This window comes from Mesorhizobium sp. C416B (assembly GCF_030323165.1).
Lineage (GTDB): Bacteria > Pseudomonadota > Alphaproteobacteria > Rhizobiales > Rhizobiaceae > Mesorhizobium.
Genome location: NZ_CP100471.1, coordinates 4,414,807 through 4,429,023 on the forward strand (window position 1 = coordinate 4,414,807; position 14,217 = coordinate 4,429,023).

The 14,217-nt window shown below is 63.2% G+C and carries 11 protein-coding genes; 9 read left to right on the forward strand and 2 right to left on the reverse strand.

The features are described from left to right. The first annotated feature begins 4 nt into the window (after positions 1 to 4). Positions 5 to 883 carry a glutathione S-transferase family protein gene (locus NLY43_RS21575; RefSeq protein WP_023711667.1) on the forward strand — a complete coding sequence of 293 codons (879 nt, stop codon included), beginning with the start codon at positions 5 to 7 and terminating at the stop codon, positions 881 to 883. A 219-nt stretch (positions 884 to 1,102) separates the two neighbouring features. Continuing rightward, the gene (gene tolA, locus NLY43_RS21580) at positions 1,103 to 1,471 is read left to right on the forward strand and encodes a cell envelope integrity protein TolA (RefSeq protein ID WP_023711668.1); all 369 of its coding nucleotides are present in this window, start codon (positions 1,103 to 1,105) and stop codon (positions 1,469 to 1,471) included. Between the two features lie 109 nt (positions 1,472 to 1,580). Here tolA and NLY43_RS21585 read toward each other — a convergent pair whose 3' ends face one another. Further along, positions 1,581 to 1,796 carry a hypothetical protein gene (locus NLY43_RS21585; protein WP_023670117.1) on the reverse strand — a complete coding sequence of 72 codons (216 nt, stop codon included), beginning with the start codon at positions 1,794 to 1,796 and terminating at the stop codon, positions 1,581 to 1,583. 291 nt (positions 1,797 to 2,087) lie between these two features. On the opposite strand from NLY43_RS21585, the gene NLY43_RS21590 reads away from it, so the two are divergent. Next, positions 2,088 to 2,999, forward strand: a complete 912-nt coding sequence (locus NLY43_RS21590) for a DUF2865 domain-containing protein (protein WP_023711669.1) — start codon at positions 2,088 to 2,090, stop codon at positions 2,997 to 2,999. 118 nt (positions 3,000 to 3,117) lie between these two features. Here the strand turns inward: NLY43_RS21590 and NLY43_RS21595 are convergent, their stop codons facing one another. Continuing rightward, positions 3,118 to 3,474, reverse strand: coding sequence for a hypothetical protein (locus tag NLY43_RS21595; protein ID WP_023696429.1), 357 nt, complete (start codon positions 3,472 to 3,474; stop codon positions 3,118 to 3,120). A 188-nt stretch (positions 3,475 to 3,662) separates the two neighbouring features. Between NLY43_RS21595 and NLY43_RS21600 the strand changes: the two genes are divergently transcribed. The 6 genes from NLY43_RS21600 to phoU all read left to right on the forward strand — a co-directional run bounded on the left by NLY43_RS21600 (position 3,663) and on the right by phoU (position 14,208). Next, positions 3,663 to 8,225, forward strand: a complete 4,563-nt coding sequence (locus NLY43_RS21600) for a PAS domain-containing hybrid sensor histidine kinase/response regulator (RefSeq protein WP_198025491.1) — start codon at positions 3,663 to 3,665, stop codon at positions 8,223 to 8,225. Positions 8,226 to 8,722: 497 nt separating this feature from the next. Next, positions 8,723 to 9,751, forward strand: a complete 1,029-nt coding sequence (locus NLY43_RS21605; protein ID WP_023670113.1) for a substrate-binding domain-containing protein — start codon at positions 8,723 to 8,725, stop codon at positions 9,749 to 9,751. Positions 9,752 to 9,847: 96 nt separating this feature from the next. Beyond that, on the forward strand, positions 9,848 to 11,308 hold the full coding sequence (gene pstC / locus NLY43_RS21610; protein WP_023701343.1) for a phosphate ABC transporter permease subunit PstC: 1,461 nt from the start codon (positions 9,848 to 9,850) through the stop codon (positions 11,306 to 11,308). Then, the gene (gene pstA / locus NLY43_RS21615) at positions 11,305 to 12,621 is read left to right on the forward strand and encodes a phosphate ABC transporter permease PstA (RefSeq protein ID WP_023683971.1); all 1,317 of its coding nucleotides are present in this window, start codon (positions 11,305 to 11,307) and stop codon (positions 12,619 to 12,621) included. The genes pstC and pstA overlap by 4 nt, the downstream gene beginning before the upstream one ends. A gap of 17 nt (positions 12,622 to 12,638) precedes the next feature. Continuing rightward, positions 12,639 to 13,463 (forward strand): phosphate ABC transporter ATP-binding protein PstB, encoded by an 825-nt coding sequence (gene pstB / locus NLY43_RS21620; protein WP_023670110.1) that lies wholly within the window; start codon positions 12,639 to 12,641, stop codon positions 13,461 to 13,463. A 40-nt stretch (positions 13,464 to 13,503) separates the two neighbouring features. Further along, positions 13,504 to 14,208: a phosphate signaling complex protein PhoU gene (phoU, locus tag NLY43_RS21625; protein ID WP_023670109.1), complete on the forward strand. Its 705-nt coding sequence runs from the start codon at positions 13,504 to 13,506 to the stop codon at positions 14,206 to 14,208. The last annotated feature ends 9 nt before the right edge of the window (positions 14,209 to 14,217 follow it).

The window sequence follows — 14,217 nt, forward strand, 5'->3', positions numbered from 1 at the left end:
CATAATGGCAAAGACAGTGATCAAGAGCGCTGGGAAATCAGCGGCCAAGCCTGCGGCGAAAGCGGCTGCGAAGCCGGCGGCAAAAGCGGCCGTAAAGGCCGCGCCGAAGGCAGCCGCAAAACCGGCCGCGAAAGCCGCGACAAAGCCGGCTGCCAAGAAATCCGCGCCGAAGGTCAAGGCGGCGAAAAAACCGGCGCTGAAGCTCTCGATGCTGAAGCCGAGCGTCAACAACATGACCGTCCGGGTGTTTGCCCGTGCGGCTGGGTTCGACGCCGCCGAGACCGACGCTTGGGGCCACACGCGCTCGCCCGAATATATGGCGCGCAATCCGGCGCATCTGACGCCGATGATCGAGGACAAGGGGCTGCCGCGCGGCGTGCTCTGGGAGAGCTGTGCCATCATGCAGTATCTCGCCAACAAGCACGGACTGGAGAAATTCTATCCCAAGGCGCCGGCCAAGCGGGCGATGGTCGACAGCGCCATGTTCTACCTGATCGGCACGCTCTACCCGTATGTGGCGCGCGCCACCTATCCGGCGCTGGGTTTCCCGCACTATGCCGGCGAGGTCGGCCATAGCGACGCTCATCCGGAGAAGAAGTCCGAGGCGCAGAAGGCCGCCATGGCGGCGATTGCCGAGCCGCTGGAGGTGTTTCACTCCTTCTTCAGGGACGGCAAGCCGTTCATCGGCGGCAAGCACCCGTCGATCGCCGACATACGCCTGGCATCGACGCTGGAGTTCCTGGCCGTCATCGACTATGCGCTACCAAAATGGGCCAAGGAGTATGTCGCGGCGATGGAGAAGAAACTCGGTAAGGCCTATGCCGAGCCGGCCGGCGACGTGCGCGGCTACATCGCCTATGTGAAGTCGCAGGCCAGCGCGTAGCTAAGGATTCATTAACCAGAACGCTGTCTATTGAAGGCACCGCGCGACCACGGATGTACTGGCGCAAGGGTGAAGGGAAAGGTCGGCGCAATGCCGGCCTTTTGCTTTTCGCCGATGCGCCATCAGGCGCGTCTCATGCTGTAAGACATCAGGCATATTGCCATCGTCTGCTTCGACCCTACCATCATGGTCGGCGGACGACACACGAGGAGCTTTGCGATGAAGGGCGTAGCGAGAGTGTTTGCGATTGCCGGTGTTGTGTTGGCCGGAGGCTACCCGTGCAATGCCGCGCCGCTCGACACGATGGCGGAGGTCGGCGATGCCATCCAGGCGTGCTGGACGCCGCCGGCGGGTGTTGGAAATGCCAGCGTCACCTTGAGCTTCAGCTTCAAGCGCGACGGCACGCTGATTGGTCCGCCGCGGCCGACGGCGATCAAGGTCGATGGCGATGCGGATACCAGGAAGTCGTTCGTCGACGCCGCAACCACTGCTCTGCAAAAGTGCTTGCCGTTGAGCTTCTCGCCGACGCTGGCGCAAGGCGTCGCGGGCAATGTCTTCAACTTGCAATTCGCTTCGCCCAAGCAGTAGGCGAGCGGGCGAGCGTTTCACCGTTTCACAGAAACGGCGACCCCCTCTCTCGTTGTCTTGACGCAATTCCGGACGGAAACCGCTCGCACTTTTCCTGGAATTGCTCTGATCAGTTGTGCGGGCGCCTGATATCCACATGCCGCTGCAGTTCCGGCGCCTCGAAGACGTAGTCGGCCCAGGCGGATTCCGGAATCTGTCCGGCGAGATAGCATTCCAGCAACAGGCTCTGTTCGGGATCGAGCGCTCTCGGCGCCCGCTCATGGTCCAGCCCCAGCGAGTGGAACAGGTTCCTGGTCAGGCCAGAGACAGTGAAGTGAATAGACATCTTCGGTCTCCTTTGCCCGACACAACGCGAGACACCGGAGAAAGGTTTCATCCGCAAGGGCCGATAACGCGGGATCGATGATTGCGGCGGCCTGGGCTCGCCGGAGCCTGGCTACGTCTCAATCTTGAAACAAAAGTGTAATAGCGAATTTACAGGAACCGGCATAATACACTCGGCATAAAATACCTGGCGGTTCTTGCGTCTCTTCAATTAGACTTGCCTCACGCATTGAGGCTCAATCGGCTGGGCCGGCGATCGGCTCCACAGGGGTACAAGGACCAGGTGTCGCCGATGATGCATTTGTGGCTTGTCGTGACCTTTGCACTGGTGTCGGTAGCGGCAAGCGTCCTCGGCATTTCGGCTTCCCTTGCCGATCCATGCGCCGCGCTCAGGAGCCAGCTGGCACCGTCCGGCCCCAGCGGCGGGATCAGCTCCGAGCTTGCGCAGCTACGTCGCCAGCTTGCGGCGATCCAGGGGCTGGAGAGGCAACGCCGGTGCACGGCGCAAAGTGCGGTGGGGGGCTTCTTCAATGCTTGCGCCGACCTCGCCAAAAGCCGCACACAGGTGCAACGCCAGATCGCCGGCGCCGCGATTTCGCGCCGGGATGCGTCCGGACTGCAGGCCAGGCTCGTCGCGCTCGGCTGCACGCCCGCCGCCGGGCAACAAAGACAGCGTCCGGCTGGCGCCATGATCGGCAGCAATTCGATGCTGTTTTGCGTTCGTCTCTCGGACGGCTATTTCTTCCCGGCGCCGAAATCGCAGTTCGTGCAAGGCGGCGATGCCAAGGAGATGGTCGATCAGTGCCGCTACATCTGCGACGATGCCGGCGTCGACCTATACACGCTCAGTGACCCAAGCCTTGAAACCGAAGAGATGGTCGCGCTCGATACGCGCACATCCTACAAGGACCTGCCGACGGCCTTCAAATATCGCAATGATGCGAACTTCAGGGCCTGCGACCTCAAGCGCTATCACCGGCGCGTTGCCGAGCTGAGAGCGCGCACGGTGACGCCAGCCAATATGGCCAACGCGATCATTCCTTTGCCGTCAGCGAAGCCGGATCTTGGCACCGTGGCGCAACTTCTCCAGCCTGGCGCAGACGCTGCAGAGGCCAGGGGCGCCGCCCAGCGACAGTCGGTCGAGCCATTGGCCGGCTCGCGGCCGGTCAGGGTGGTCGGGCCGGCTTTCTTCCCGGCGGAGTAACCTGCGCCTAGAGCGTTTCACCGTTTCACCGAAACGGCGAACCGCTCTATGTCTTTGTTTTACGCAATTCCGGACGGAAAACCGTTTCACACTTTTCCTGGAATTGCTCTAGTATCAGCTATTCGCAAACCATCCTGTAGCGTTTGCCGGGTTCGCTGACATTCTTGCAGGTGAGCGGATTGGCCGGTTCGGAAGCCATGCTGGGCGGGCTGGACCTGACGTGCCGCCTTGGCGCAGCTATTTGTGTCGTGTGCCTGCGTGCCGCGGGCCGGTAGGGCTCCTGCGGCGGTGGCGTCGGAAACACACCGGCTGCCGCCTGCATCTGGCTGGCCTCAGTCTGCGACGGATCGCGATCCCAGACCCGCCTGATATCGAGCGGCTTCGGGATCACCACCGTGCCGTCATAGCTGCGTGCGCAGCCGCTGCCCGCAAGCAGCGCCAGGCACAGGAAACAAGGCACGATCCAACCGGTCATCAGCAACACCCCCGCTGACTTATAGCCCGGCCGGGGTTCCGCCGACAACCGGCGGAATACCGCAGGGCAATGTGGCTCTGGCCGCAGTCTGGATTGGTTATGGTTAGCGGATCATTAATGCTTCTCGGGCACATTCCGCCGGCGAACCGCTGAGGGGGTTCGGCCTTGGCTTTCGGGGTGGGAACGGGATGGCTGACGGGACTGTTGGAACACGTGGCGGACGCGGTTCCCTAAAAGGGGTGGTGAACGGCGAGGATACGTCCGTCGGGGGTTCGCCCGAAGCGCTGCGCGAACTGGTCGGGGCCGGCGCCGACTGGGTCTGGGAGACCGACGCCGAGCTGCGCTTTTCCTGGCTTTCGGAGAACTACCAGGCCGCCACCGGCATCGATCCCGCCAGCATTCTTGGCCGTTTCCGCTTCGATTTCCTCAAGCAGATGGTGCACGGCAATCGACACGCCGCCGCGCATCTGGAGGATCTGCAGGCGCATCGGCCGTTTCGCGACTTTGTTTATGAGTTGAAGGGCGGCCGTCCCGGCTGCCGCTGGGTTTCGATCACCGGTTCCCCGCGGTTCGACGGCGAAGGCGAATTCATCGGCTATCGCGGCATCGGCCGCAACGTCACGGCACTGGCCGGTGCGCTGGACGAACTGCGGCAGGACGAGAGCGATCCGCCGGCCGGCGAGGCTACGCAGCACCTCGCCGATCTCGAGCGGACAATGGATGCCATGCATATGGGCGTCGTGGTGCTTGACGCGAAGTTCGACACGCTCATCGTCAACAAGGCCTATCGCGAGCTCTCCAGGATCCCCGACGGCGCCGTCACGGTCGGCGCGCCGTTCAGCCTGTTGATGGAACTCAACCGCCGCAACGGCATCTACGGCGATCTCGATGGACAGCAGTGGCAGCACTACCTCGCCACCCGCATCGAGGAGATCAGCGCCGGCTCGGTTGCGCCACGCGAATTTCTCCATGCCAATGGCAGGACGATGATGTTCTCCGTGACGGCGTTGTCCGGCGGCAAGCGGCTGTTGACCTACTACGACGTCTCCGAGCTCAAGCGTCGCGACGCCGAGATCGAGAGTGCCAACGCCAAGATCACCGAGACCTTCGCCAATCTTCGCACGATGGTCGACCAGATGCCGATCGGCGTGCTCGTCCTCGATGCCGACATGCGCGCGGAGGTGATCAACCGCGCCTTCTATGATTTCTGGGAAATCGATCCCCGGCGCGCCGGCATCGGCTGCGGCTTCCGCGAACTGATGCAGGCCAGCCGCGATATGGACCCGTACGGTGCTGACGATGCGGAATGGCAGGACCACATCGCCGAGCGCGAAGCAGAAATCTCGGCCGGCCTGGTGGGCTCCAGGCAACTGCCACGCAATGACGGCCGTACGCTGATTGCCTCGCTGGCGCCGCTCGCCGGCGGCAAAAGGCTGATCTCCTATGTCGACGTCACCAACATGAAGGATCGCGAGGCTGAACTCGCCCAAGCGCTGGAGAAATCGCGGCTGGCCGAGGCGGTGATCAACGGCGTCAAGGACCCGATCTTCGTAAAGGACGACAATCTGCGTTTCGTCTTCGTCAATGAGGCGTTTTCGGCACTGTTCGGACAGAGCCCGCAAGCGATGCTGGGCAGGCCCGGCGGCGACTTCCTCAAGCAAAAGGACGCCGCGCAATTCGAAGACAGCGAACGCGCCGTGCTGGCGACCGGCACGCCCTACGAGGTCGAGGAGACTTTCGACGCCGAGGGCGCCAGCCGCTCGCGCATCGTGCGCAAGAACCGCGTCGGCATGCCCAGTGGCCGCAACTATGTCGCCGGTTTCCTGTTCGACATTTCCGACATGAAGCGCCGCGAGACCGAGGCCGAGGACGCGCGCAAGAACCTCGCCACGGTGCTGGAGTCGCTGCCGGCGGCCGTCATCATCTATGACCGCGACGACAAGTTCATCTTTGCCAATCGCAAGCTGCAGGACACGCTGCCGGCGCTGAAACCGGCATGGCAGCCCGGCCGCACCTTCCGCGAGGCGTTGGAACTTGGACATTCCGTGGGATATTTCCGCTTCAGTGGCGATCCGGAGACCGACAAGCTCTATGACGGCGATCGAGACATCTGGCTGGATGCCATTCTCGCCCGCTACCGCCTGCCGAACTCCTCCTACGAACGGAGCAATCCCGACGGCCGCTGGTATCAGGTCTACGATATGCGCACCGAGGACGGCACCTTCATCGGCGTGCGCGTCGACATCTCGGAGATCAAGAGCCGCGAAAAGGCGCTGCAGGAAAGCATGCGCCAGATCGACCTGTTCCGCCACGTCATGGACGAACTGCCGGTCGCCGCCTTCATCAAGGCGCAGGATCTGAGCATGGAATTCGTCAACAAGGCCTGGTGCGCGCTGACCGGCATCCCCAAGGAGGAGGTCATCGGCCGAACCGATCTCCAGCTTTTCGGCATAGACGACGCCGAAACCTACACCCATGACGACACCCAGGTCGTCGTCACCGGCCGCGGCCGCGAGATCGAGGAGCCCGTTACCCATCGCGACGGCACGGTGCGGCAATTGATGACGCGCAAGAGCCGGCTGGTGGCGCTCGATGGGTCGGTGCACCTGGTCGGGTCCAGCACCGACATCACCGACGTCAAGGCGCGCGAGCAGGCGTTGGAAGAGAGCATGCGCGAGAACGAGGTGTTCCGCAATCTCATCGACAACGTGCCGGTGTCGATCTACGCCAAGCGCTCCGACCTCAGGCAGTTCTACGTCAACAAGGGCTGGTGCGACCTCACCGGCCTCCGCAGGGAAGACGCGATCGGCAAGACGGACATCGAGATTTTCGGCGAGGACGGCGAAGCCTTCGTCAACAGCGATCTCGCCGTGCTGCGCACAGGCGATACACAGGAGATCGAGGAAACGGTGACGCTTGCCGACGGCAGCGTGCGCCACCAGTTCGCCCGCAAGGGCGCGATGATCGCGTCCGATGGTTCGCTCTATCTGATTGGGTCGACCACCGACATCACCGAACTGAAGCTGCGCGAGGCCGAACTGCGCGAGGCGCGCCAGCGCGCCGTACTGGCCGACCGCGCCAAGTCGGAATTCCTGGCCAATATGAGCCACGAGATCCGCACGCCGATGAACGGCGTACTCGGCATGGCCGAGTTGCTGGCCAAATCCGACCTCGATCCCAAGCAGAAGACGTTCACCGACATCATCGTCAAATCGGGTAACGCGCTCTTGACCATCATCAACGACATACTGGACTTCTCCAAGATCGATGCCGGACAGCTGGTGCTCGACCCTGCGCCCTTCAACCTGCCCGAAGCGATCGAGGATGTGGCGACGCTGATATCGACGCGCGCCAAGGAGAAGGACCTCGAGCTCATCGTGCGCGTCGAGCCGGGCCTGGAAAGCCTGTTCGTCGGCGATGTCGGTCGCATGAGGCAGATCGTCACCAATCTGGTCGGCAACGCGGTGAAGTTTACCGACGAAGGCCACGTGCTGGTCGACGTGACCGGACAAAGGGGGCCGACGGGGACAAAGCTTACCGTTTCGGTCACCGACACCGGCATCGGCATTCCGCAGCAGAAACTGAAGCTCGTCTTCGAAAAATTCAGTCAGGCCGACACCTCGTCGACCAGACGCCACGAAGGCACGGGGCTCGGGCTCGCCATCACCTCGCGGCTGGTCGAGTTGATGGGCGGCGAGATCGGTGTCGAGAGCGCCGAAGGCAAGGGCTCGACCTTCTGGTTCACCGTGACATTGCCCAGGGCCGAGGAACAGACCGGACGGCGGATCATGCCGGTCGACGTGACCGGCTCACGGGTGCTGATCGTCGACGACAATGCCGTCAACCGATCGATCCTGAGCGAGCAGATGGCGTCATGGACCTTCGATTCCTGCGCCGCCGAAAGCGGACCCGAAGGGCTCAAGGTGCTGGTCGCCGCGGCTGCCTACGGCGTGCCGGTCGATTGCGTCGTGCTCGATTATCAGATGCCGGGGATGAGCGGCGCCGAGATGGCGCGCGTCGTGCGCAGCACCGCAGGGCTGGCCGACACGCCGATCATCATGCTGACTTCGGTCGACCAGTCGCTCGCCAACACCAGCTATCGCGATCTCGGCATCGACGCCCAGCTAATCAAGCCGGCGCGTTCCTCGGTGCTTCTGGAAACGCTGGTCGCCACCATCCAGCGGCACCATCACAATATCACAGACGGCCGTGTGCTGCCGGCGGCAAGCAGCGGTTCCGGCGGCGGCAGGAACGAACCGTCGCCGGCAAAGCCGCCGCTCGCTGCCTCGGAACGCGCCCTGCTGCAACCGCCGCCGGTTCGTGCCCGCGCCCGGGCCGCCGGGGATGAACGTCGGCTCGACATCCTCGTTGCGGAGGACAATGAAGTGAACCAGATGGTGTTCACCCAGATAATCGGCGAAACCGGCTACAGTTTCGAAATCGTCGGCAACGGCCGCAAGGCGCTTGATGCCTTCGGCCGGCTTAATCCGCGCATGATCCTGATGGACGTCTCGATGCCGGAGATGAACGGGCTCGAGGCCACCGCCGCAATTCGCCGGCTGGAAGAACATACGGGTATGCATATCCCGATCGTCGGCGTCACCGCGCATGCCTTGAAGGGCGACCGTGAGCGCTGCCTGGAAGCCGGCATGGACGACTATCTGCCCAAGCCGATCAGCCCCAGGGCGCTGCTCGAAAAGGTCGAGCGCTGGGTCGGCATATCAGGCGAAGCCCAACGAGACGCTGGATAGCAACCTGCGGCGCCGGCCGGGATTCGGCCGCGCCGCAACAGCCAAGGCTATGGTGCGATCGCACCATATCAAAGCTGGCGCCCAGTCAGGACAATGGTCGCAACGAAACCGCTCATTCAGTTACGGGCGGGAGCAAGCGACCGCCGACAAGAAACAGCGTCGAATCTACCCCAACGGACCTGTTTTTGGCGATGGCTCGGCCAAAATTCGCTCTGGCCACGGGCAACGCGCTCCCGTCCGATTTTTCTTTCTCGGCATCGCGGCCTGCGATCTGCCGGGACTTGATGCCAGCACGAATCGCGCAAGCGTCTGATTCCAGCGGCAACTTCCATCCCCACAAACCGGCTTAAAGGCTGCGGCTCACGAGGCGTCTGTGCGACGTTACCGGGCTGACACGAAACTGTCATGCGACTGTAATAATCGAAGGCTATTGGCCTCAGCGGGCGCCGGTTTGAAGAGGGCGCCAAGAGACCATCTTCCGAACAGGAGCAGGCCACATGAAGAAATTCCTCGTTACGGCATCGGCCGTGGCGGTAGCGTTCGCCGCATCGTCCGGTGTCGCCGCTGCGCGTGACCAGATCCAGGTCGCCGGTTCGTCGACCGTGCTGCCTTACGCCAAGATCGTCGCCGAGCAGTTCGGCGAAACCTTCACCAACTTCAAGACCCCGGTGGTCGAGTCCGGCGGCAGCGGCGCCGGCATCAAGGAGTTCTGCAAGGGCGTCGGCGAAGACACGATCGACATCGCCAACTCCTCGCGCCCGATCAAGAAGGACGAGCTGAAGTCCTGCGCCGACGCCGGCGTCAAGGACGTCCAGGAAGTCCGCATCGGCTATGACGGCATCGTCTTTGCCACCGACATCAAGGGTCCGGACTGGGCGCTGGTTCCCGCCGACATCTACAAGGCGCTCGCCGCCAAGCTGGTGGTCGACGGCAAGCTGGTCGACAACCCGAACACCAAGTGGAACCAGGTCAATCCGAAGCTGCCCGACTGGGATATCGCCGCCTATATCCCGGGTGAGAAGCACGGCACCCGTGAAGTGTTCGAGACCAAGCTGCTCGACGCCGGCTGCGACAAGGCCGCTTTGAAGGCTGCCGGCATCGCCGACGACAAGGAAATCGGCAAGACCTGCATCGCCATCCGCAAGGACGGCAAGGCTGTCGACATCGATGGCGACTACACCGAGACGCTGGCCCGCATCGACTCCAACAAGACCGGCGTTGGCGTGTTCGGCCTCGCCTTCTACGAGAACAATGCCGACAAGCTGAAGGTCGCTACCGTGGAAGGCATCGTGCCTTCGACGCAGACCATCGCCGATGGCACGTACCCCGTGTCGCGGCCGTTGTTCTTCTACGTCAAGAAGGCGCATCTGGGCGTCGTTCCCGGCCTCAAGGAATATGTCGAGTTCTTCCTTGATGACCAGATGATCGGCCCGGAAAGCCCGCTCGCCCAGTACGGCCTGGTTTCCGCTCCCGACGCCGAACGTCAGGGCCAGCGCGACGCCTTCGCCGCCGGAAAGACAATGTAATCAACCGACCGGATCAGGGCGCGGACCAAATCCGCGCCCTGATTTCGCCGCTTGCCGCAACGGCGGCGGCGATCTGAATTTTCCCTGGGGTGGGTGATGTCGTCCTTGCTCGTACTCGCCATAGTCATTGCCATAGGCGTGGTCGCTTTTGTGATCGGCCGCCAGCGCGCCGCGGCGCAGGATACCGGCAAGGTCAAGCCGCATTCGCGCGCGCATTATCATGGCTGGTGGGCCTTTCTGATCGCGGTCCTGCCTGCCGTCCTTTTGCTCGCCGTCTGGGATATCGGCTCTTCCTTCTATCTCGACCGGCATATCCATGCCGCTTTGCCCGAGCGCACCGCCGACACAAAGGTGGCCAGCGAAGCGCTCGACGCCAGCCTGGTGAAGAGCCTGGCCAAGGGCCTGCGCCGGCTCGATGGCGATACCGCACTTCCCGCTACTTTCGCCGAATTGCAGCCGCTGCTCGCCGCCAAGGGCGTGGCACTGGCCAGCGACACCCAGGACTATATGATTCCGATCGCGGTCGAGGCGAACCAGGTCCAGGACCGGCTCGGCCTGTTCAGCGCCGTGCTGACCTTCGCGCTGTCGGTCGCCGGCGCCTTCTATGCGCTGAGGCAGATCGCGCCGCGCGCCAGGGCGCGCAACAACGTCGAGAAGCTGATGCTGTGGGGGCTGCTTGCGGCCTCGACCATCGCCATCCTGACCACGGTCGGCATCGTGCTGTCGATGCTGTTCCAGACCATCACCTTCTTCGAGAGCGTGTCGCCGATGAGCTTCTTCTTCGGAACGGTGTGGGATCCGCGTTTCGCCGCCGCCGGTTCCGGCGGCAGCCAGGGTCAGTTCGGCCTGATCCCGCTACTGGCCGGCACGCTCTACATCGCCGCCGTTGCGCTTCTGGTCGCAGTGCCGGTCGGGCTGATGTCGGCGGTCTACATGTCCGAATACGCCTCGCGCAGCGTCCGGTCGGTGGTCAAGCCCGCGCTTGAACTGCTGGCCGGCATCCCGACCATCGTCTACGGCATCTTCGCCGTGGTCACGCTCGGACCGTTCCTGCGCGACCTCTCGGCAGCCCTCACCGGCGGCTCTCCCTTCATCCAGGGCCAGAGCATCTTCACCGCCGGCCTGGTGATGGGCGTCATGCTGATCCCGGTCGTGTCCTCTTTGTCCGACGACATCATCACCGCGGTGCCGCGCGCAATGCGTGACGGCTCGCTCGGCCTCGGTGCCACGCGCTCCGAGACGATCAAGCGGGTGATCCTGCCGGCGGCACTGCCCGGCATCGTCGGCGCCATCCTGTTGACGGCGTCGCGCGCCATCGGCGAGACGATGATCGTCGTGCTGGCGGCGGGCGTCGCCGCCAATCTGACGGCCAATCCGTTCGAGGCGATGACGACCATCACCGTCAAGATTGTCAACCAGCTGACCGGCGATCTCGAGTTCAACTCACCGCAGACGCTGGTCGCCTTCGCGCTCGGCCTGACGCTGTTCGCGCTGACGCTGGTGATGAACATCGTCGCCCTCTACATCGTGCGCAAGTACCGGGAGCAGTACGAATGACCGACATCCCCCTGGACACGATGGCGGGTGCCGTCGCGCGTCCGCGCCGCGACATCGGGCTGAAGGCGCGCTATGCCGCCGAACGCCGGTTCCGCATCTATGGCGTGATTGCGATCTCGGTGGGCCTGGCGTTCCTGGCCATCATGCTGATCACCATCGTCTCGAAAGGCTACACCGCCTTCTGGCAGACGACCGTGACGCTGCCGGTGACCTTCGACGAGAAGGTGATCGATCCCTCCGGCAAGCGCGCCACCGACCCTACCGTGCTGATCAAGGCGAACTATCCCAAGCTCGCCGAAAACGCGCTGGTGGCCAAGCTCGGCATCGATCCGGCCAACAAGCCGATGATGCTGAAGCTCAAGGGCTTCCTGTCGGAAGGCGCCCGCGTCCAGCTGCGCGACATCGTCTCCGCCGATCCGTCGGTGATCGGCAGGACGCGTGACGTCGACATCCTGGCTGCCGCGAACCTCGACTCGGCCTTCAAGGGTCAGATCGACCTCGGCGTCGATGAAGCGCGCCGCAAGGTGTCCAACCAGCAGATCGACTGGATGAACAAGCTTAAAGCCGACGGCGTGATGGCCGAGCATTTCAACACCGGCCTGTTCACCTATGGCGCCTCCAGCCGGCCCGAAACGTCGGGCATGGGCGTGGCGATCATCGGCTCGTTCTACATGATGGTGATCGTGCTGTTGCTGGCGCTGCCGATCGGCGTCGCCGCCTCGATCTATCTCGAGGAATTCGCCAAGAAGAACCGCTTCACCGACCTGATCGAGGTCAACATCAACAATCTCGCGGCGGTGCCGTCGATCGTCTTCGGCCTGCTCGGCCTTGCCGTGTTCATCAACTTCCTCGGCATGCCGCGCTCGGCTTCCTTCGTCGGCGGCCTGGTGCTGACGCTGATGACGCTGCCGACCATCATCATCGCCACGCGCGCCGCCCTTGCCGCGGTGCCGCCGTCGATCCGCTCGGCGGCGCTCGGCCTCGGCGCCTCCAAGATGCAGATGGTGTTCCACCACATCCTGCCGCTTGCCGCTCCGGGCATCCTTACCGGCACCATCATCGGCCTGGCGCGTGCGCTCGGCGAGACAGCACCGCTGCTCTTGATCGGCATGGTCGCTTTCGTCGCCGATTATCCGACGACGCCTTTCGATCCGGCGACCGCGCTGCCGGTGCAGATCTATATGTGGGCAAACGAGGCTGAGCGCGCTTTTGTCGAGCGCATGTCCGGCGCCATCATCATCCTGCTCGTCTTCCTCATGGCCATGAACATCACCGCGATCGTGCTTCGGCGCCGGTTCGAGCGGCGCTGGTAGAAAAAAGGCAATTTGGTATGAACATCATGACCGAACAGTCCCTTGAAAATGCAGTGGGCGACAAAATGAACGCCAAGTCGAACGAAGTCATCAAGATGCGCGGCGACAAGGTCGGCGTCTTCTACGGCGAGAAGCAGGCGTTGTTCGACGTCAATCTCGACGTCCGCCAGAACCAGGTGACGGCGCTGATCGGCCCGTCCGGCTGCGGCAAGTCGACCTTCCTGCGCTGCCTCAACCGCATGAACGACACCATCGATTCGGCGCGGGTGACCGGCAAGATCACGCTCGATGAAGACGACATCTACGACAAGAACATCGATGTCGTCGAACTGCGCGCACGCGTCGGCATGGTGTTCCAGAAACCCAATCCGTTCCCGAAGTCGATCTACGAGAACGTCGCCTACGGCCCGCGCATCCATGGGCTGGCCAAGCGCAAGTCCGACATGGACCAGATCGTCGAGCAGAGCCTGAAGAAGGCGGCGATCTGGAACGAGGTCAAGGACCGCCTGCAGGAGCCCGGCACCGGCCTGTCCGGCGGCCAGCAGCAGCGCCTGTGCATCGCGCGCGCCATCGCCGTGTCGCCGGAAGTGATCCTGATGGATGAGCCCTGCTCGGCGCTTGATCCGATCGCCACCGCCCGTGTCGAGGAGCTGATCGACGAACTGCGCCAGAACTACACGATCGTCATCGTCACCCATTCGATGCAGCAGGCGGCGCGCGTGTCGCAGCGCACGGCGATGTTCCATCTCGGCTATCTCGTCGAGGAGGGCGCAACCGACAAGATGTTCACCAACCCCGACGACAAGCGCACCCAAGATTACATTACCGGCCGCTTCGGCTGAACCTTCCGGCGGGTGAATTTCAGGCACGAGGACCAAGATCATGGGTGAACATACCGTCGCCTCCTTCGATGAAGAGCTCGGGCAGATCAGCAAGCTGATCCGCGACATGGGCGATCTGGCAGGCTCGATGGTCAGCGGCTCGACCAGGGCGCTGCTCAATTCGGACAATGCGCTGGCACAGCGTGTCGTTTCCGACGACGCCATCATGGATGCGCGCCAGCGCGAACTGGACGACCGCGCCATCACGCTGATCGCCAAGCGCCAGCCGATGGCCAACGATCTGCGCGCCGTGGTCGGCTCGATCCGCATGGCCGGCGACCTCGAGCGCATCGGCGATCTCGCCAAGAACATCGCCAAACGCGTCGGCACCGTGGGCTTGAGCGTCACGCCGCGCGACCTCTCGCACTCCATCGATGCCATGGCGCAACTGGTGCTGATCCAGGTGCAAGGCGTCGTCGAGGAATATGCCGCCACCGATGCGGCAGCTCTTGCAAAACTCAGGAATGACGACGAGCGCATCGACGTCAAATACACGTCCGTGTTTCGTGAGCTCTTGACCTACATGATGGAAGACCCTCGCAACATCACCGCCTGCACGCATCTCTTGTTCTGCGCCAAGAATCTTGAGCGCATCGGCGATCATGTCACCAACATCGCCGAAAATGCGTATTATGTGCTGACCGGCCAGCAATTGCCCGCCAATCGTCCGAAGCAGGACGAGACGGCGATGGCCACGCCGGCCTGATGAGGGTGA

Coding starts and splice junctions, on each gene's coding strand:
- NLY43_RS21575 (WP_023711667.1), top strand. CDS start 5: ATGGCAAAGACAGTGATCAAGAGCGCTGGGAAATCAGCGGCCAAGCCT.
- tolA (WP_023711668.1), top strand. CDS start 1,103: ATGAAGGGCGTAGCGAGAGTGTTTGCGATTGCCGGTGTTGTGTTGGCC.
- NLY43_RS21585 (WP_023670117.1), bottom strand. CDS start 1,796: ATGTCTATTCACTTCACTGTCTCTGGCCTGACCAGGAACCTGTTCCAC.
- NLY43_RS21590 (WP_023711669.1), top strand. CDS start 2,088: ATGATGCATTTGTGGCTTGTCGTGACCTTTGCACTGGTGTCGGTAGCG.
- NLY43_RS21595 (WP_023696429.1), bottom strand. CDS start 3,474: ATGACCGGTTGGATCGTGCCTTGTTTCCTGTGCCTGGCGCTGCTTGCG.
- NLY43_RS21600 (WP_198025491.1), top strand. CDS start 3,663: ATGGCTGACGGGACTGTTGGAACACGTGGCGGACGCGGTTCCCTAAAA.
- NLY43_RS21605 (WP_023670113.1), top strand. CDS start 8,723: ATGAAGAAATTCCTCGTTACGGCATCGGCCGTGGCGGTAGCGTTCGCC.
- pstC (WP_023701343.1), top strand. CDS start 9,848: ATGTCGTCCTTGCTCGTACTCGCCATAGTCATTGCCATAGGCGTGGTC.
- pstA (WP_023683971.1), top strand. CDS start 11,305: ATGACCGACATCCCCCTGGACACGATGGCGGGTGCCGTCGCGCGTCCG.
- pstB (WP_023670110.1), top strand. CDS start 12,639: ATGAACATCATGACCGAACAGTCCCTTGAAAATGCAGTGGGCGACAAA.
- phoU (WP_023670109.1), top strand. CDS start 13,504: ATGGGTGAACATACCGTCGCCTCCTTCGATGAAGAGCTCGGGCAGATC.